This window comes from Cyanobacteria bacterium GSL.Bin1 (genome assembly GCA_009909085.1).
Classification (GTDB): domain Bacteria; phylum Cyanobacteriota; class Cyanobacteriia; order Cyanobacteriales; family Rubidibacteraceae; genus Halothece.
In genome coordinates this window covers 1-18,904 of the sequence record JAAANX010000109.1, presented here as the reverse complement: position 1 = coordinate 18,904, position 18,904 = coordinate 1, and the positions used below count along the sequence as shown (strand labels likewise).

Here is an 18,904-nt window from a genome sequence, read left to right as displayed (position 1 = left end):
CGAATGGCTTATGTGTAGCCTAAGAAAATGTGAGTCTCAACCGCATCGAGCGGTATCGACTCACCCGCTTTCCTCCCCCACCTGTTCCGAGGTGGGGGAGTCCCACGGATCTTTTGTTGAAGAAGCTAACCAGTGGTTAAAACAAGCCAAGGTGGGGATCTGTATTGAGCAACATGGGAACCGTTTGCACTTGCGAGGAACATTGCCCCCTAAGCCTAATTCCCGCAAACAAAAGCCCTATCAACAGCGCATTGCCTTTAAAGTTTATGCCAACCCAAAAGGTGTATTAGTCCAGCAATGCTAGCTGGGTTTGTCCTCAAAGCGATCGCAGCAGGAGGTGAACCTATCCCCATTGGTTCCTGGGACCTACGACCTCAAACTACCGCGGGTAGGCTAACCAATTATCTTGATATTCATATCCATAATTTTGTGGCACTTGCTTTGGCGGGAGTTAAATGCAGAAACTACCAAAAAATTCAAACCCCTCAAAAGAATTGCCAAATCAACGGGATTAAAGCCAGAGGACTTATGAAAAAGAGCAAGCACTCAATTGATTAAGGCGGTCGCCCAATTAATGATGGAATTGTTGTTTAAGATAATGCAATCAATGCTTTTGAGCCGGCGATTTCCGATTAAGCGCGATCAGCTTCTGGGATGGGGTAGCGTGGATGGGATTGTTGCGGAAAATAATGTGGTCAATGTTTTCGATAGGGCGATCGCGTTTTTCCAGATACATTCGGTGAGGCGCTCGCTATTTATTCATAATGATATCGACAAGCTAAAAAATCGATTTGAGTCTGTCCGACTCGATAGACTAATCGATGCTCTAAATTAATGCGTCTCGACCAGATATTGGCATCCATGTATTTTAAGGGTTCGGGTTTGCCGATTCCGCTAAAAGGATTGGACATTACTGCCGTTACCAAATCGAGTATTTTTTCTCCCGTCTTAGTATCTTGTTGAAACCACCAGGCTAAATCTTCCTTAAAACGAGAGCTAAAACCCGGACTGCGATTCACTACTACTGGTTGAACTTTATCAGTTTCCGCTTTCTTTTTCTTCTTTTTGCCCAACCCCTAACTCCTGTTGCAGTTCTAATAAACTTTGAGGCTTAATTTTTCCCGCCTTTGATTCTTCTATTGCTTCACTGAGACGGCGTGCATTCGTCGGAGAACGAAGAAGATAAACTGTTTCTATCAAGCTCACTAAATCTGATTCAGGAATTAACGCTACGTTTTCCCCATTCCTACGATTGATGATGTATAATTGATGATTTTCGATGATCGTATTCAACAAATTAAACAAATCATTTCTCGCTTCAGTCGGCGATATTATTTGAGAATCCAGCATATTTTATGTGCATAAAGACGCACATCAATCGTAAACTATCTTTAATTAAATTACAACTCACGGTTCGCTCATTTAGAGTCAGCCATCTCAGCGCGATCGTGAGCAACCGAATCAGTCCCTTAACGGGACTTAGACAAAAAACAATTAAAAAACAGACTCAAACCCAGTCATAGCAAGAAATTTACACCAAACGCCTAAAAATTGCTGAAACCCAAGTATATCCAGGAAATTGCCCAATCGAAGTCAAACAACTACTGTGTATAGGTTTGAGGCTGTTTTTGCCTCACGATTGTTTAAGTCCCGATAGGACCTAGGAGTATACGGTCACAGTCGGCGATCACGTTTTTGCATCGAGTTTTAAAACGGCACCAACCTCCCAAAACTGGGAGCAAGTCCCCTTTGTTGCCCTTTCCAATAGATACCGAAACGGAACCACACTGTAGGAGTCTGCAGAGACATTTACTCTTGCTGTGAGTCATTGAAGTCTGTGCCACTAGGAAGCTGTCGGTCTTCAGGGATAAGAAGTTCTTCTCGAATTGGTGGTAGATTTTGTTGCTGTTGCGACTCAGCGCCAAAATAATAGCCAATAATCGTGCCAAAAATTCCAACTAAGACAGTTAAAATATCTTTTCCGCGACGGAACTTTTCATCATTACTTTTATCACTGATGGCTGTAAGAGCAAGGAGCATTACGACCCAAACAGTAGCAATTGAGAAGAGTAAACTGATCAAACCTCTTGCCACCCCTGGATCAGCTAAATCCCAGAGGATTTCAATCCCTGAAATGGAGCCTATCCTAACCCCGAGTACTACGACTACAACTAAAAAGAAGATTACTGGAGTAATCCTCAAAACGACTTCTAAACTATTCCAACTTAGGATTTTATCTAACAGGGTTCCATTAGTCTTATTTTTACGATCATCCGGTCCAGTCATTAAGGTCACTCACTTGAAACTTCTGGGTGTTCTCCAGTTCAGTTCTATTAAATCACGTTTTCTTATTTTTCTGACATGGAAATCTAGTTACAGAACTCATGAATGATCTAGCCGCATCTTTAAGAACGATGAAAGAGTCTCTGATTTACTTTTATCGGATTAAGAATTATTTTAGATAAAAATCACTCATTCTTGAAGAGTGAGCTTACCCTTGAAAGCAAAAATGACAACTTTGACTAGATACGGAAAAGAAGTTAACCAAGTAACAGTACACTTACTTAGTATCAATAAAGATTTGTGCTTTAACGCAGAATTATGCTTCAGCTCATGATTCATCCTGGGGGTGTTAAGGTTGGTTAATGAACAACCTATCAAAACTCTATCAAATCAGTCGTATGAGTTCTTCCCCTGATAAACCGCAAAGAAAAACTTGGATATTAGTTGTTATTAGTATTATTGTTGTTGCTTTTATTGGTGTATCGGTATTTCCTTTTCTCAACAACCGAGGAACACCACAGGAAGCAAGTAATCCCTCTTCTCCTCAAGCAACAACCCAACAGCAACAAGAAAACCTGACAGATAAAGCCAGAGGGTATGAGGCTGTTTTAGAAAGAGAACCGGAAAATGAAAGTGCATTACAAGGATTAATTGAAGTGCGGATCCAGCAAGGAGATATTGAAGGCGCACTCAACCCCCTTGAAAAGCTTGCTGACTTAAATCCGGATCAACAAGCTTATCGGATTCTTCTTGCCCAAGCAAAACAACAAGTGGGTGATTTAGAAGGAGCGGCTGATGCCTACCGCTCAATTTTAGATAACCAACCGGGAGATACTCGCGCTTTACAAGGATTAGTCGATTTGTTTTTACAGCAAGGTCGCCCCGAGGCAGCAATTGGCGAGTTAAAAGATACCTTAGAGTTGGCAGAAAGTGATGACCAAGAGATTGATCGCACTGGCGTTCAATTACTGTTAGCACAAGTGTATGGTCGCACCGAACAATTTGACGGCGCGCTCACGCTTTATAAAGAAGTAGCTGACACTAATCCAGGCGATTTTCGTCCGGTTTTAGGACAAGCCTTAGTTCAACAACGTCAAGGAAACGAGGAAGCAGCGAAGCCTCTCTATGAAAAAGCCTTTAACCTCGCACCTGCTCAATTTAAAGACCAAATCAAGCAAATGACCCCGCTGTTAACGGACGAAAATACAACGGAAGCGCAAGCAGAACAAGAAAATACAACTCAACCTCAAACTGAAGACAATACAATGTCTCAGCCAGAAACCGCTGAGGAGTAACTCTAATTTACTTAAACTGATCTCTTGCTTTCTCAAAGGCTTGATTTAAATCATCCCAAGCTGATTGGAAACCAGATTGAATGTCATCCCAAGCCTCTCCACTTGCTTCTTGTAATTCATCGAGTCGCTGTTGCATCGACTCTTTTTTCTCCTGAAGGTGGTTGATCTGCTCATTGAGTTCGGCTTTTCTTTCTGCACTGGCTTGGGATGCTTTAGCTTTTAATTCATCAATTTTTGATCCCATTTCCGCCAGTTTTTGTTCCATTTCACCTTTAGTATTAGGAGCTGACATTATTTCTTTCCTCCCTATGAATCAAAACTGTTCTTCTAATACTTAAGTATAATTATAAGGTTTCTGTCATCAGTCAAAAGAAATAACTAAAAAAATTAAGAAAAAAGCGATCCCTTTTTAGTGAATATTTTTTGTGCTATATCTTGAAATTACTGGGTAACTTCACGAACATCAATTCTTTGCAGTGTAATTCTATCATTTTTAGCTACAGAAATTAAGGAGTGAAATTCATTTATGCACCGTATTGCAGTAACTCCTGGCGGTTGGGCTCCTAATACCGAAGGGGTCATTTTTATTGAGCAAACACCAGCACCTATTATTTTTTTAACTGCAGCTGATACCGATATTCAAATGTTAGCAAGTGCAGTTGCTCAGCTTTCTGCTGATTTTCCAGAGATACGAGTTACAAATATTTTGAACCTCCAACAAGAGTTAAGTATTGATACGTATGCAGATACGGTTTTAAGTCAAGCAAAAATAATTATTTTGCGGCTATTAGGGGGACGAGCGTATTGGTCATATGGGTTAGAAGTCGTCAAAGAAACAGCAGAAGAAAATGGTGCTCTCCTTTTTGTTTTACCCGGAGACGATCGCGCTGATCCCACCTTGATCAGTCACTCAACGGTATCCCTTTCTGCAGTAAATCAATTATGGCAATACTTTATTGAAGGAGGGGTAGAAAACTGTCGTCATGGTTTACAGTTTGTCGCTGATTTAGGATGGGGTAGAAATTACCAACCGCCAGCTGTCAAACCGGTTCCTCGCGTCGGGGTTTATTCTCCTTCTTTCCTTTCTAACCAGCCAACTAATCAAGCAAGAGTTGCGATTCTCTTTTATCGCGCTCATTATTTAGCTGGCAATACCAGTCCCATTGATTTGTTATGTGAGGAATTAAGTCAGCGCAATTTATTTCCACTCCCCATTTTTGTTTCTGCTTTGAGTCAAGAAGAAGTCCAAGCAGAGGTTTTAGACTATTGTCAAAATATTGAACTCGTTCTAAATACAACCAGTTTTTCTTTAGCCAAGTTTGGGGAGGATCAAAAAAGCAGTTTTTGGCAAAAATTAAATGTTCCGGTTTTACAAGTCATTTTAAGTGGGGGAACCAAAGAGCAATGGGAAACTGGAATGCAAGGGTTAACCCCACGGGATGTGGCGATGAATGTCGCGCTTCCGGAAGTGGATGGACGCGTCATTACACGGGCGATTTCGTTTAAGTCTTCTCAGCAGTGGAATGAACAATTGGAAACCAATGTTGTTGCTTATGAACCGGTGCGCGATCGCGCTCAGTTTGTTGTAGAATTAGCTCAAAACTGGCTGACTCTTGCTAATACCTCTAATGCCGAGAAAAAGGTTGCGCTGATTCTTGCCAATTACCCGAATAAAGATGGTCGCCTTGCGAATGGGGTGGGGTTAGATACCCCTGCCAGTTGTGTCGAAATTTTAAAAGCCTTCAAAGCGTCGGGTTATACTGTTTCTTCCCTTCCGGAAAGTGGGGATGAGTTAATGCAATGGCTAACACAAGGGGTAACCAATGACCCGGAAGGACGATATTATCGTCAAGTTAGACAAGAACTTTCCCGAACAACGTATCAAGATTATTTTGCAACCCTCCCTCAAGAAACACAGCAAGCGATTCGCCAACGTTGGGGAGAAATAACTGTCGCTTCTTTTCCCATTCCTGGCATTCAGTTGGGGAATATTTTTGTCGGTATCCAGCCCTCTCGCGGCTATGATCGCGACCCGACATTAAACTATCATTCTCCCGATTTAGAACCCACTCCCGAATATTTAGCCTTCTATCATTGGTTACGTCAGGAATTTCAAACCCAAGCCATCATTCATGTGGGAAAGCATGGCAATTTAGAATGGCTACCGGGCAAAAGCATTAGCCTCAGCAAGACTTGTTATCCGGAAATTGCCCTGGGGACCATTCCTCATTTTTATCCCTTTATTGTCAATGATCCCGGAGAAGGGTCGCAAGCCAAACGTCGCGCCCATGGGGTTATTTTAGACCACTTAACTCCGCCCTTAACTCGCGCAGAACTCTATGGATCATTGCAAGAGTTGGAAGGGTTAATTGATGAATATTACGAAGCGCAAACCCTTGATCCCACGCGGTTGCCTTTAATCGCCGATAAGATTGCTGATTTAGTCACTCAAGAAAATCTCCACCAAGACTTTGGGATGACAGAATTTGATCGCGATCGGATCAGTGAATTTTTAACCCTCGCCGATGGTTATCTCTGTGAATTAAAAGAAGCGCAAATCCGAGATGGGTTACATATTTTTGGACAATGTCCGCAAGAGAGGCAACTACGAGATTTAATTTTGTCGATTGCTCGTTCTCCCGGACAAAGTCATATCGGAATTACACGCGCGATCGCGCAAGCCTATAATCTCGATTTTGACCCTCTCACCAGCGACTATTCCCAACCTTTCTCTTGGGATAAACACCAGAGTGCTTTCCCGAAAAATTTGTCCACCTGTCGCATTATTGGGGATGCAGTCGCAGAGTTAGAAGCGTATGCAGCGGAACTGATTGCAACTCATATTCTAGACAATCAACCCTTTTCTTCCCTTCCTTCCCCTCTAGAACACGAACTCACTTGGATCAAAACCTTTCTGTTCCCCAGGCTGCAAGCAACTCCCAAGGAAATCGAACATTTATTACAAGGATTGGATGGAAATTATATTCCCCCAGGCGCAGCCGGCGCACCCACTCGCGGACGACCGGATGTCCTCCCCACCGGACGTAACTTCTATTCCGTTGATATCCGAGGAATTCCGACCGAAACCGCTTGGGATGTGGGGTATAAAGCAGCAGAAGCCCTGATTGAGCGTTATACCCAAGATAACGGTGAATATCCCCAATCTCTGGCTATTTCAGTTTGGGGAACCTCTACTATGCGTACCGGCGGTGATGATATCGCGCAAGCCTTTGCCTTAATGGGCGTGAGACCGGTTTGGGATGGCATTTCCCGGCGGGTTGTGGATTTTGAAGTTTTACCCCTCTCAGTCTTACAACGTCCCCGTGTGGATGTCACACTGCGAATCTCTGGCTTTTTTCGAGATGGCTTCCCCAATCTCTTAGATTTATTTAACCAAGTGACAGAAGCGATTGCCAACTTAGACGAAACTGCTGAAGAAAATCCCTTAGCTGCGCAAGCGCAAAAAGAAAGCGCCTACTGGCAACAACAAGGGCTATCTTTAGCAGAAGCACAAGCGCGATCGCGCTACCGTATTTTTGGCTCGAAACCCGGTGCTTATGGGGCGGGCTTACAAGGCTTAATTGAGGCGCAAAATTGGCAAACCGATGAAGATTTAGCCCGGGCTTACATTAACTGGAGTAGTTACGCTTATACCCGACAAGGCATCGGTAAAGCAGCCCCAGAAGCCTTTAGACAACGCCTCGAAACCTTACAAGTTGTCCTCCATAACCAAGACAACCGCGAACATGATTTACTCGACTCCGACGACTACTATCAATTCCAAGGCGGTTTAACGGCAGCAGTCCGTTCGGTCACTGGAAAAAATCCCCAGACTTATTTTGGGGACAATTCTGTAATGGAAAACCCAAAAGTTAGACAATTAAGTGAAGAAATCACCCGCGTTTATCGGTCGCGAGTTGTGAACCCAAAATGGCTAGAAGGGGTGATGCGTCACGGTTATAAAGGGGCATTTGAAATTTCAGCGACTGTCGATTATCTCTTTGCCTATGATGCAACTGCCCAATGTGTTGAGGATTATATGTATGAAGGGGTTGCCCAAGCTTATCTCCTTGATGAAACGGTGCAACAATTCTTAGAGGAAAAGAACCCTTGGGCAATGCGAGATATTGCAGAACGGTTATTAGAAGCCCAGCAACGGGGAATGTGGAACAATGCTTCTCCCAAAACCTTAGACCAATTGCGAAATCTAGTTCACCAAGCGGAAGGGGTTGTGGAAGAGAAAATTTAAGAATCAGTGTCAGTATTGAGCAAGGGAGAGGAAACGACCAATTGCCGATTCCCTGTTCCCTAATGACTAATGACTAATGACTGATCTCAAGATAGAATCGAAACACCTGAACTGGAGGTTAAGAACTGTGAAACAATAGGGTATGTCTCAATTACCATCAATTTGTTCCCTTGTTTCGGCTTGTGGCTTTATGATGGGGGGTGTGTGGTGTGAAGTGAAGTGAAAGGAATAAGATGACTGCTCAAAGCCAACTTATCTCCGTTAAGGTGTTACGAGGCGCAATTAAACGTAGCGTTGACCCATTTTTCGGTAAGAAAAGATACAAAACAATTGCCCTCGCTGCTAAAGATGGAGAAATATTCAAACGATTATTCGATATTTTGTTTTCATCAGCGGTATTATTGCTCTGTTCTCCGCTTTATTTGCTATTGGCAATTTTGATTAAACTGAGTTCACCCGGACCGGTGTTTTATATTCAAGAGCGGATTGGTAAAAATTATCGCGCCTTCCGTTGCATTAAATTTAGAACCATGGTTAATAACGCGGATGTAATGATGGACCGCTTAATGCTGGAGTATCCAGAATTACGAAAGGAATACGAAGAGACATTTAAACTCAAAGACGATCCGCGAGTAACCCCAGTGGGAAAATTTTTACGGTATACCAGTCTGGATGAACTTCCTCAATTTTGGAATGTTCTGACCGGGGATATGAGTGTCGTTGGGCCTCGTCCTTTAGTTCCCGAAGAACTTTATAAGTATGGTCGTCATATTGATAAAATTTTGACGATTCCCCCTGGAATTACTGGATTATGGCAAGTTTCAGGACGCAACGACATTCCCTATGAAAGGCGCGTCAATATGGATGTGTATTATGTCAATTTTCGGAACTGGTTACTAGATTTCTGGGTCATTATTAAGACAATTGGAGTCATCCTCTTTCCTCAAGATAACGGTGGTTATTAAATCTAGATCTTGATTGGCTACAAAAGTGACAAAAATCATGTATAACTCCTTTATAATTAAGGGAGTTTTTGTGAATGAGTACCGGGTCACAGAAAGCGGCTGGGGAAGTTTATCCTCACGCTTTGTTCTTCGTCATTAGTCCTTTGTCCTTGGTACGAATGACCAATAACTACTAAGGAAGGACACGAAATCCCACAACTTTTAGGAGTGGAATGAGTGAATTTCTAGAAAAAAAGGGGAAAGATTTTTAATATAACAACTGGTTAAGGGTGAATCATAGACCTATGAGTGAAAAAAAAATTGCCTTGATTACTGGAATTACCGGTCAAGATGGCTCTTACTTAAGTGAACTGTTACTGGAGAAAGGTTATGAAGTGCACGGCATTATCCGTCGCACTTCTACGTTTAATACGGACCGGATTGATCATATTTATGTGGATCCACACCAAGAAAACGCACGGTTATTCTTGCATTATGGGGATTTGACTGATGGTACAACCTTACGTCGCCTCTTAGAAGCAGTGCAACCGATGGAAATTTATAATCTCGGGGCGCAATCTCATGTACGAGTGAGTTTTGATTCTCCAGAATATACGGTAGATACGGCAGCAATGGGAACCTTGCGATTATTAGAAGCAATCCGTGACTATCAGTATCGGACCGGCATTCAAGTGAGATTTTATCAAGCGGGTTCTTCAGAAATGTTTGGGAAGGTTCAAGAAATTCCCCAGAAGGAAACAACGCCCTTTTATCCGCGTAGTCCTTATGCTTGCGCCAAGGTTTATGCCCATTGGCAAACCGTCAATTATCGAGAATCTTATGATTTATTTGCCTGTAATGGTATTTTATTCAACCATGAATCCCCTCGACGCGGTGAAACCTTTGTCACACGGAAAATTACGCGCGCGATCGCGCGGATTTTAGCTGGACAACAAAAATACCTCTACATGGGAAATTTGGATGCCAAACGGGACTGGGGTTACGCAAAAGACTACGTTAAAGCCATGTGGTTAATGTTACAGCAAGACCAACCGGATGATTATGTAGTGGCAACCGGCGAAACTCATTCTGTGCGGGAATTCTTAGAACTGGCTTTTGGCTATGTCAATCTCAACTGGGAGGATTATGTACGCTTTGACCAACGGTATTTGCGCCCTGCCGAAGTTGAGTTGCTCATTGGCGATCCGGCAAAAACCAAAGAAAAACTAGGGTGGGAGCCATCCGTTAATTTTGAAGAATTAGTCCTATTAATGGTCGATGCTGATTTAACCGCTTTAGGTCTTCCGCTTCCAGAAACGAAAAACCATAAACGGATTCAAGATACGGCTTATATTCGCCAAAATATGGGTTCAATGTCCTATTAGTCGACTCAATTTCACTGCTAGTTTGGGGAGAATAAAGATCAAAATGCTCGAGTTAAACAATAAACGGATTGTTGTCACTGGTGGTGCTGGCTTTTTAGGTCGCCAGGTGATTGACCAACTGTGTGCAGCCGGGGCACAACGAGAAAAAATTACCGTACCGCGATCGCGCGATCAAGACCTGCGAGACTGGCAAAATTGCCAAAAAGTTGCGGCTGACCAAGATATCATCATCCATCTTGCTGCTCATGTGGGGGGAATTGGTCTCAATCGAGAAAAACCGGCAGAACTCTTTTATGACAACTTAATGATGGGCGCACAGCTCATTCATGCTGCTTACCAAGCTAATGTCGAGAAATTTGTTTGTGTGGGAACGATTTGCGCCTACCCGAAATTTACGCCCGTTCCCTTTCATGAAGATGATCTTTGGCATGGGTATCCTGAAGAAACCAATGCCCCTTATGGAATTGCCAAAAAAGCCCTGCTCGTGCAACTCCAAGCCTACCGCCAGCAATATGGCTGGAATGGGATCTATCTCCTCCCCGTCAACTTGTATGGACCGGAAGACAACTTTAACCCGGAAAGTTCTCACGTGATTCCGGCTCTGATTCGGAAAGTTCATGAGGCTCAACAAAAAGGAGAAAAAACACTGCCAGTTTGGGGAGATGGCAGTCCCACCCGAGAGTTCCTTTACTCAACCGACGCTGCTCATGGCATTGTTATGGCAACTCAATATTATGATGATCCTGACCCGGTTAATTTAGGAACCAATCAAGAAGTTGCCATTAAAGACTTAGTGGAATTAATTTGCGAACTCATGGACTTTCAAGGAGAAATTATTTGGCAAACCGATAAACCCAATGGTCAACCCCGTCGCTGTTTAGATACCCAACGCGCAAAAGAACGTTTTGGTTTCACGGCACAAACGGAATTTAAACAAGGCTTAAAAAATACAATTGACTGGTATCGAAAAAATGCCCCCTAAAACATTGATGAAACTGATATCGTCAGCTCCAGTCTTGTTGTATGGTTAAGTATAAAGAAATTCTGTAAACCAATTAAAGAATGATTTTTGCTCAAATAACGTCTAGTCCTGTAATCACAGATTTTATCCCTTTATCACTACTTGCAACAGCGGAAGAAGAACCCGCGCAAGCGGATGGCAGCTTAATTTTAGCGAGCGTCTTGCTCAGCTTAGTGACAATTTATATTGCCAGTAAAATCGGCGGCGAACTCTGCTCTCGCATTAACTTACCTCCTGTCTTGGGAGAATTGGTAGGTGGCGTAGTGATTGGTATTTCTGTATTAGGGTTACTCGTATTTCCTGAAACCGGAGCAACCGCTGAAGATTCTCTCATTATGGCGTTTTTGCAACAAACGACCGATCTCCAGCCTGGGGCAGCCGAAGCAGTCTTTGAAGCCCAAGGAGAAGTCATCACCATCCTGTCTGAACTCGGAGTGGTGATTTTGCTATTTGAGATTGGCCTAGAATCGGACCTGAAAGAACTCTTACAAGTGGGTCCCCAAGCAGCAGCCGTTGCTGTTACAGGGGTCATTGCCCCATTTGTTGGCGGAACAGCCGGTTTATATTACGGATTTGGTGTCCCGGCCATTCCGGCCGTATTCGCTGGCGCCGCTTTAACAGCAACCAGTATTGGCATTACAGCAAAAGTTCTCGCAGAATTAGGACGGTTAAATTCCAAGGAAGGACAAATTATTATTGGGGCAGCTGTAATTGATGATGTTTTGGGTATTATTGTTTTAGCAGTGGTTGCCAGTTTAATCAAAACTGGAAACATTGAAGTCAGCAATATCATCTATTTAGTTATCAGCGCCGGAGCGTTCTTGGTGGGAACAATCCTTCTGGGACGTTTCATTAGTCCCTTTCTGGTGGGAATGGTTAATGAAATGAAAACTCGGGGTGAGCTGTTGCTAACAGCACTGGTGTTTGCCTTTGCTCTTGCTTACATTGCGACGGCGATTGAGCTAGAAGCAATTTTGGGTGCTTTTGCAGCCGGATTGGTATTGGCAGAAACCGAAAAACGCAAAGAACTAGAAGAACAAGTCGTCCCGGTTGCGGATATCCTGGTTCCGGTATTTTTTGTGTGTGTTGGGGCAAAAACTGATTTAGGCGTTTTAAACCCCACTGTTCCCAGCAACCGTGAGGGGCTAATCTTAGCAGCGTTTCTAATTGTCGTGGCAATCATCGGGAAGGTCATTGCTGGATTTACCATCTTTGGTCGCCCCGATATCAATAAACTTGCGATTGGTGTAGGGATGATTCCCCGTGGAGAAGTGGGCTTAGTCTTTGCTGGTGTTGGCTCAGCTAGCGGAGCACTTTCTCCTTCTACCGAAGCGGCTATTATTGTCATGGTCATTTTGACAACATTTTTGGCGCCTCCTTTCTTGCGGGTCGTCTTCCCAGAAGCGGCAGAAACAGAAGTAGAAACTTCAAAACAGGAAGGAAGCTGAGTTTACAGAAAAATGGCTCTTGATTAGGATAAACTAATCTGTTAACTGCTACGGTTATTCTATGATGCCTAATCATTAATTTAAGGCGCGATCGCGCGTGTGAGGAGTAGGAGTGGTGAAACAAGCCTCAATATTAATCGGTTCTTTAGTGGCAACTGCACTAACGGCAGCCCCCGCCTATGCAGGAGAGCTCACGTTTTGGCGGTTTAACGAAGATGACAATCGTCTGCTCTTTCAGACCGAAAAGAGAGTGCAACCGCGAGCACAATTAATTTTTAATCCGACACGGGTTGTAATTGATTTACCAAATACAGTCCTCGGTCATTCTTTAGTTAATCAATCCGTTGGTGGAGCGGTTCAAGAGGTACGAGTGGGTCAGTTTGATCAAAAAACCGCTCGCCTGGTTGTTGAACTCGCCCCTGGTTATACGTTGGACCCAGACAAAGTCAAAATTCGAGAACAACGTTCCCAGCGTTGGTCGGTGGAGTTACCGGAAGCGAAGCGGGTTGCGAGAAGCCAAGTGAGAACTGCTCCTGGTGGGAATCAGTCCCCGAACCAACCCTCAACGTCTCCCTTGTTAGGCGTGGGCAATGCCGATGCTAATGCTAAGGATAATCCTTACTTTAAGGTCACGCGCAGTGGCTTATTACTGCGATTAGAGAGGTCCCCCGGAAAAAATATTCAAGTTGAGCGCAGTCAGGATAAAAAACAAATTTCATTTCGCTTACCTGAGGTCACTTTGCCATCGGATTTGCCGCCGGTGGTGCCCGTGGGTGAATATGGGATCAGCCATGCTGAATTTAAATCGAGTGGCAGTGATGCGGCAGAAGTAACACTTCATCTGAGTGCAGCGAGTCCAGATTGGCAGGCGTTTCCGACGACCCTTGGTCAAGGCGGTATTGTTTTCTTGCCGGAAGGAGGGATGCGGGCAGTCCGCAATCAAGTTTCCACTCCGCCCGTCCCAGCCTCGGTCACCAATCAAGAGCAACCCGCCCAAACAACAACGATTCAAGCGGTTGATTTAAGGAATAATCAGTTGTTAGTGCGAGCGAATCAACCGATCACGGGCAGCGGAAGTTGGAATCGGGTCAGCGGCATCTATGAAATTACGATCCCTAATGCCGAATTAGCGGATCCCGTACGCGGTCCAGAGTTGACACGCAATAGTCCAATTTCCCAAATTCGAGTGCGACAAAAAGATGAAGAAACAGTGGTTGTACAAGTGCAATCGTCCCCAGGCGTTCAAATTTCCGACGATTTGAATCAACCCAGTGCAAATACCCTTGCGATCGCGCTGCGACAATTACGACAACCCACCCGCCGGAATTTACCTAGCCTCAACAATTGGAACCAACGACAGCAAACTATCCGAGTGCCTCAATCGCCATCCCCTTCAACTCAACCGACTCCCCCTCCATCTGTTTCCCGTGGAAACAATCAAGAGGATTTGCTCGTCGTTCTAGACCCAGGACATGGGGGTAAAGATCCCGGTGCGGTCGGGATTGGCGGTCTACGGGAAAAAGATGTTGTTCTCCCCATTTCGCATCATGTTCGTAAAACCTTAGAAAGTAACGGGTTAAGCGTAAAAATGACGCGATGGGATGATCGCTTTGTTAGCTTAGGGGGACGCACAGCAATGGCAAACCGTGAGGATGCCGATTTCTTTATCAGCATTCATGCTAATGCCATTAGTATGAGCCGTCCTGATGTCAATGGCACAGAGACCTTCTACTATGCCAGTGGTCGGGCTCTTGCCCAAGCGATTCAACGCAGCATCATCAGTAACATGAATACGCGCGATCGCGGTGTGAAAAAAGCCAATTTCTATGTCTTACGTAATTCTGCCATGCCCGCCGTGTTAGTCGAAGTCGGATTTGTTACCGGACGCGAAGATGCGCCGCGCTTAGCGGATCCCAACTTCCGGAAACGGATGGCAGAGGCGATTGCAGACGGGATTTTACAATATGTTCAACAAACTCAATAATCTCTCTCACTAGCCATCGCAAAACCATCCATGAATCTGTTACAGGGGATTAATTTGTTCACTCATCAACTCTCCCAACAACAAATCGTTCCTCAACATCCCATAGGCGTCTTTGATAGTGGCTTAGGAGGATTAACGGTTTTACGGGAACTCTATCGACAACTTCCACAAGAATCACTCCTTTATTTTGCTGATACCGCTCGTCTTCCCTATGGCAGCCGCTCTCATGATGAAATTGTGCAGTTCTGCCGGGAAATTTTGCATTGGATGACTGCTCAAGGGGTAAAAATGGTCATCATGGCTTGTAACACCTCTTCTGCCCTCGCCTTAGAAACAGTGCGCTCAGAGTTTAATCTTCCGATTCTGGGCGTTATTTTACCCGGAGCACGAGCGGCTGTGGCAGTAGGCAAACGCATTGGTGTGATTGCAACACCAGCCACCGCGACGAGTAACGCCTATAGACAAGCCATTCTGGAAGTCGATCATCGTGCTCAAGTTTGGCAAGTGAGTTGTCCTGAATTTGTCCCTTTAATTGAGCAAAACCGTCTCAATGACCCCTATGTTCGAGAAGTCGCTCAAACCTATTTAGCTTCTCTACAGGAAAAACAAATTGATACTCTCGTGTATGGGTGTACTCACTATCCTTACTTAGCACCGGTTTTAGGGGATATTTTACCAAGTACCATTCAGTTTATTGACCCGGCTGAGCATGTCGTCACCGCCACAGAACAAGAACTAGAATTAATGGGGTTAAAGAATCTTGATGCACCAGCACCAACCCGTTTTTGCGTTAGTGGTAATCCCCAACAATTTGCTGAACGGGCTCGCCATTGGTTGGGTTGTTCACCTCTTGTAGAGCAAATACAATTGCCAACCCTGGTTCACACCTATCGACGAGAAATGTCTATTTCTTTAGAATAAAAAATTATTATCTCAGCACGCTCATTCGTCCTAATTAATGAGAAAGGGTAATTACGCGCTTTGAGGAAGAGTCTAGAAGTTCAGAGATCGACTTGTATAAAAAATCAGGTATCCTTGTAAAGTTGTGAGAATTGCGAAAAAATTACTTCACTTGCGTCTTGTGGCAATTCCCTTTCATCCAGTTTACCCGTTGGCATTCATCAAAACCAAGTAGAGGCTGAAAAAAGACACTTGAACTATGATAAGGTTAATCTTTTTATGGATTAACTCAGAACAACCTTGTTTTCTTCTCTCCCCGATAGTCCACTGATTGAATTCACCATTCTACTGCTGGTTAGCCTAATCATTCCTCCTATTTTTGAGCGGTTGCGCTTACCAGGGCTAGTCGGGCTACTCGTGGCTGGCATCATTCTTGGTAATGATGGCTTACAACTGCTCGACAAAGACAGTGAAACCATGAAACTGCTGTCGGATATCGGGAAAATCTATTTGATGTTTGTTGCTGGCTTAGAAATTGATTTAGAGGAGTTTCGGAAAAAGAAAAATCGCGCTCTCAGTTTTGGTCTGGCAACTTTTATCTTACCTTTATTAATCGGATTGGGAATTGCGCAAGGATTTGATTTTGGCTGGAATGCATCGATTTTAATTGGCTCTCTGATTGCTTCACACACGCTTTTAGGTTTCCCGATTGTGAATCGTCTTGGGGTCAGTAGTAATGAATCGGTAATTGTGACGATTGGAGCAACAATTTTTACGGATATCGCCGCGCTACTGGTCTTAGCAATTTGTATTGCCATCCATGCCGGAGACTTTTCGGCATTTAGTTTGACAATGCAGTTGTTGGCACTTGCGGTCTATACTGTTTTAGTTTTATTTGGAATTGATTGGGCGGGTAAGAAATACTTTCAACGCACCGGAGATGAGGAAAGTAATCAGTTTTTGTTTGTGTTACTTGTTGTCTTTTTAGCCTCAGTCGGTGCCCAAATCATCAATGTGGACAAAATTGTTGGCGCATTTTTAGTCGGTTTAGCCGTTAATGATGTAGTTGGACATAGTCCAGTTGAAGAAAAAGTGGAGTTTGTGGGCAGTACCCTGTTTATTCCTTTCTTTTTTGTCAGCATGGGCTTGTTACTGGATATTCCAGTTTTTATCGAGACGATTCGTTTTAATTTTGCCTTCCCCTTAGCGATGATTGCCGGCTTATTTGTTTCAAAGTTCTTAGCCACTTTGGTGGCAAAAGTGCTGTATCGCTATTCTTGGGATGAAACCTTGACCATGTGGTCGCTGTCTCTACCGCAAGTAGCGGCAACCTTAGCAGCAGCTTTAGCAGGAGTGCAAGCGGGGTTAATTCCCCAAGAAGTGTTTAATACGGTAATTGTTTTAATGCTGGTGACTTCTCTATTGGGACCCTTATTAACCGAACGCTTTGGACGGAAATTGCCTTTAGCTAAAACTGGACTTGATACGGGAGAAGATTGGGTTTGGTGGGAACAGGTAGAGAAAGAATTACAACAAGAAACCCAGAATCCAGCTTTGCTGAAAGCGCAAGAAAATCTGTTTACCGTTGTGGTTCCGGTTTATAATCCGATGACGGAACGCTATTTGATTGAAATGGGAGCGCTGTTAGCGCGTCACGAGTTGGGAATAGTGGTGCCTTTAACGGTAGTACAAGCTCATGTCCATATGGATGAGCCCCAACTTTCCGTTTCTATTCAACAGCAAGAAAAACTCTTAGCGAAAGGGCAGCATTACAGCGAAGAATTTGATGTCAGAGCCAATCCGTTATTGCGGATTGATGATGATATTGCAGAAGGCATTACCCGCACGGCAAGAGAACAAAAAGCAAGTTTAATTGTTATGGGTTGGAGTGAAACAACGATCGCGCTGCGATCGCGCTTATTTGGCAGTTTAATCAATAATGTCATTTGGTCGTCCCATTGTCCAGTGGCGGTCACGCGCTTACTCGATGAACCAATTCATCTGCACCGCATTCTTGTCCCGGTAAAGAATTTGACTGTGGCTGCTGTCCGCGCCATTCGTTTTTCACAATTATTTGCCGATACCCATCGTTCTTCAGTAACGTACCTTCATGTCTGTGACCCAAGAACAAGTAAAGAACAAATCCAAGCCTTTGAACAAGAAATTGAACAAGTTTTACAGCAGAGGGGCGCTAAAATTCGCTATCGGATTAAAACCATTGCTCATGAACGGACAGCAGAAGTAATTGTCCGCGCAGCGCGATCATTTGATTTGGTCGTGCTGCGATCACTGCGTCGTCGCACGGCTGGCGGGTTAGCTGTTAGTGATATCACAACTGAGGTCATCAACTCTCTTACTTGTTCGTTAATCTTATTCGGTGAACCCCATTCTTGATTTTTGTGGTTAATGCTTCTCAAATTTCAGTTTCTGTTGCTAAGCCTGGAACACTTTCACTCTCTGCGACCTAGACTTGAGCTTCTTCATCTCAAGGGGAAAACTGATCCGAAGTTCCGTTGAAAGGAAAGGTAGTGCCAATGAGCCACAGGAAAAGGGACCAAAGATTTAAAATCAGCTAAAAGGACAAAAATTAACTCTTCAACTACTCGGAGCTGAAGAGTTAACCTTATATATAGCGGGAGGCGGATTTGAACCACCGACCTTCGGGTTATGAGCCCGACGAGCTACCAGACTGCTCTATCCCGCGTCGTGCCTTTCTAATTATAGACATAGAGTTGAAAGAGTTGCAACCTCGATATCTAGTTTTTCTCTGAAATAATCTTTAGAGTATAGCATTAGTGGTCTGTCAAGCTAATTTTGATGGGTATTAATGGACTTATCAAGCCCTTCCTTTCTCCTTTTCCCGTTACCCTTGCAGGGAGCATCAGCATCGCACTTGTGATTATTAGTATAAAATATAGCAGTCAGGAATGATTCATGAGAAGAAGCCACATTCGAGGCGACGAGTACAGGGACGAGGGAATTAGTTTCTCACATCTGACTCCTGATTGCTATATTTTCTATTAACCAAATTGAAGAATCCAGTGTTCATAAGCCTTACAGCGTCTGGTTTACGGAAAGTGACAGAAGCGTTCCACGAGCACAATCTCGATAGCTCGTAATGAATCAAAGAAACTTGATGAATTTTCAAGAGCAAATAGCTGTATATTGACTTTTGTTGCCTGACAGTTAAAACCGAGCCCTCAAGGCGTGTCTTTGTACCCGAACAGAAGCATGGTTCTAGATGATTATGGGAATGACATTGGTGAAGCAATAAGAGTGCTGCAATAAATAAATCGTCCTTTTACAATGAAAGAGAAGTCATGTATCGACGGAAGGTTAATGAACACAGACTCCATCGAATTAACCGACTCTCGAAAATCTCTCTTTCAAGAAAC

At 43.9% G+C, this 18,904-nt stretch carries 14 protein-coding genes and 1 tRNA gene; 10 read left to right on the top strand and 5 right to left on the bottom strand.

The window, feature by feature from the left end; all coding sequences use genetic code 11:
* On the top strand, window positions 1-304 hold a 304-nt coding region (locus GVY04_14780; GenBank protein ID NBD17349.1), incomplete at its 5' end, for a hypothetical protein.
* A gap of 451 nt (window positions 305-755) precedes the next feature.
* Here GVY04_14780 and GVY04_14775 read toward each other — a convergent pair.
* The 3 genes from GVY04_14775 to GVY04_14765 all read right to left on the bottom strand — a co-directional run bounded on the left by GVY04_14775 (window position 756) and on the right by GVY04_14765 (window position 2,286).
* On the bottom strand, window positions 756-1,073 hold the full coding sequence (locus GVY04_14775) for a Txe/YoeB family addiction module toxin (GenBank protein ID NBD17348.1): 318 nt from the start codon (window positions 1,071-1,073) through the stop codon (window positions 756-758).
* Window positions 1,039-1,350 carry a prevent-host-death protein gene (locus tag GVY04_14770; GenBank protein NBD17347.1) on the bottom strand — a complete coding sequence of 104 codons (312 nt, stop codon included), beginning with the start codon at window positions 1,348-1,350 and terminating at the stop codon, window positions 1,039-1,041. The genes GVY04_14775 and GVY04_14770 overlap by 35 nt, the downstream gene beginning before the upstream one ends.
* 459 nt (window positions 1,351-1,809) lie before the next feature.
* Complete coding sequence (locus tag GVY04_14765) at window positions 1,810-2,286, bottom strand: hypothetical protein (GenBank protein ID NBD17346.1); 477 nt, start codon at window positions 2,284-2,286, stop codon at window positions 1,810-1,812.
* 395 nt (window positions 2,287-2,681) lie between these two features.
* Between GVY04_14765 and GVY04_14760 the strand changes: the two genes are divergently transcribed.
* A complete protein-coding gene (locus tag GVY04_14760; GenBank protein ID NBD17345.1) occupies window positions 2,682-3,578 on the top strand; it encodes a tetratricopeptide repeat protein in 897 nt (298 codons plus the stop codon).
* A gap of 7 nt (window positions 3,579-3,585) precedes the next feature.
* Here GVY04_14760 and GVY04_14755 read toward each other — a convergent pair whose 3' ends face one another.
* On the bottom strand, window positions 3,586-3,870 hold the full coding sequence (locus GVY04_14755) for a hypothetical protein (protein ID NBD17344.1): 285 nt from the start codon (window positions 3,868-3,870) through the stop codon (window positions 3,586-3,588).
* A 234-nt stretch (window positions 3,871-4,104) separates the two neighbouring features.
* Between GVY04_14755 and cobN the strand changes: the two genes are divergently transcribed.
* The 8 genes from cobN to GVY04_14715 all read left to right on the top strand — a co-directional run bounded on the left by cobN (window position 4,105) and on the right by GVY04_14715 (window position 17,903).
* Entirely contained in the window at window positions 4,105-7,827 is a 3,723-nt protein-coding gene (gene cobN, locus GVY04_14750) for a cobaltochelatase subunit CobN (protein ID NBD17343.1), read from the top strand.
* Window positions 7,828-8,060: 233 nt separating this feature from the next.
* Complete coding sequence (locus GVY04_14745) at window positions 8,061-8,792, top strand: sugar transferase (GenBank protein ID NBD17342.1); 732 nt, start codon at window positions 8,061-8,063, stop codon at window positions 8,790-8,792.
* A gap of 284 nt (window positions 8,793-9,076) precedes the next feature.
* Complete coding sequence (gene gmd, locus GVY04_14740) at window positions 9,077-10,156, top strand: GDP-mannose 4,6-dehydratase (GenBank protein NBD17341.1); 1,080 nt, start codon at window positions 9,077-9,079, stop codon at window positions 10,154-10,156.
* Between the two features lie 37 nt (window positions 10,157-10,193).
* Complete coding sequence (locus GVY04_14735) at window positions 10,194-11,138, top strand: NAD-dependent epimerase/dehydratase family protein (protein ID NBD17340.1); 945 nt, start codon at window positions 10,194-10,196, stop codon at window positions 11,136-11,138.
* Window positions 11,139-11,218: 80 nt separating this feature from the next.
* Entirely contained in the window at window positions 11,219-12,625 is a 1,407-nt protein-coding gene (locus GVY04_14730; GenBank protein NBD17339.1) for a cation:proton antiporter, read from the top strand.
* A gap of 112 nt (window positions 12,626-12,737) precedes the next feature.
* On the top strand, window positions 12,738-14,609 hold the full coding sequence (locus GVY04_14725; GenBank protein ID NBD17338.1) for an AMIN domain-containing protein: 1,872 nt from the start codon (window positions 12,738-12,740) through the stop codon (window positions 14,607-14,609).
* A 30-nt stretch (window positions 14,610-14,639) separates the two neighbouring features.
* The gene (locus tag GVY04_14720) at window positions 14,640-15,530 is read left to right on the top strand and encodes a glutamate racemase (GenBank protein ID NBD17337.1); all 891 of its coding nucleotides are present in this window, start codon (window positions 14,640-14,642) and stop codon (window positions 15,528-15,530) included.
* A 279-nt stretch (window positions 15,531-15,809) separates the two neighbouring features.
* Window positions 15,810-17,903, top strand: coding sequence for a universal stress protein (locus GVY04_14715; protein ID NBD17336.1), 2,094 nt, complete (start codon window positions 15,810-15,812; stop codon window positions 17,901-17,903).
* A 236-nt stretch (window positions 17,904-18,139) separates the two neighbouring features.
* Here GVY04_14715 and GVY04_14710 read toward each other — a convergent pair.
* Window positions 18,140-18,213 (bottom strand) — tRNA-Met (locus GVY04_14710).
* Window positions 18,214-18,904 lie beyond the last annotated feature (691 nt).

Bases quoted from the DNA above. Each gene is read 5' to 3' on its own strand.
- GVY04_14755 (NBD17344.1), bottom strand. From the start codon at position 3,870: ATGTCAGCTCCTAATACTAAAGGTGAAATGGAACAAAAACTGGCGGAA.
- GVY04_14765 (NBD17346.1), bottom strand. From the start codon at position 2,286: ATGACTGGACCGGATGATCGTAAAAATAAGACTAATGGAACCCTGTTA.
- GVY04_14720 (NBD17337.1), top strand. From the start codon at position 14,640: ATGAATCTGTTACAGGGGATTAATTTGTTCACTCATCAACTCTCCCAA.
- GVY04_14745 (NBD17342.1), top strand. From the start codon at position 8,061: ATGACTGCTCAAAGCCAACTTATCTCCGTTAAGGTGTTACGAGGCGCA.
- GVY04_14760 (NBD17345.1), top strand. From the start codon at position 2,682: ATGAGTTCTTCCCCTGATAAACCGCAAAGAAAAACTTGGATATTAGTT.
- GVY04_14770 (NBD17347.1), bottom strand. From the start codon at position 1,350: ATGCTGGATTCTCAAATAATATCGCCGACTGAAGCGAGAAATGATTTG.
- GVY04_14730 (NBD17339.1), top strand. From the start codon at position 11,219: ATGATTTTTGCTCAAATAACGTCTAGTCCTGTAATCACAGATTTTATC.
- gmd (NBD17341.1), top strand. From the start codon at position 9,077: ATGAGTGAAAAAAAAATTGCCTTGATTACTGGAATTACCGGTCAAGAT.
- cobN (NBD17343.1), top strand. From the start codon at position 4,105: ATGCACCGTATTGCAGTAACTCCTGGCGGTTGGGCTCCTAATACCGAA.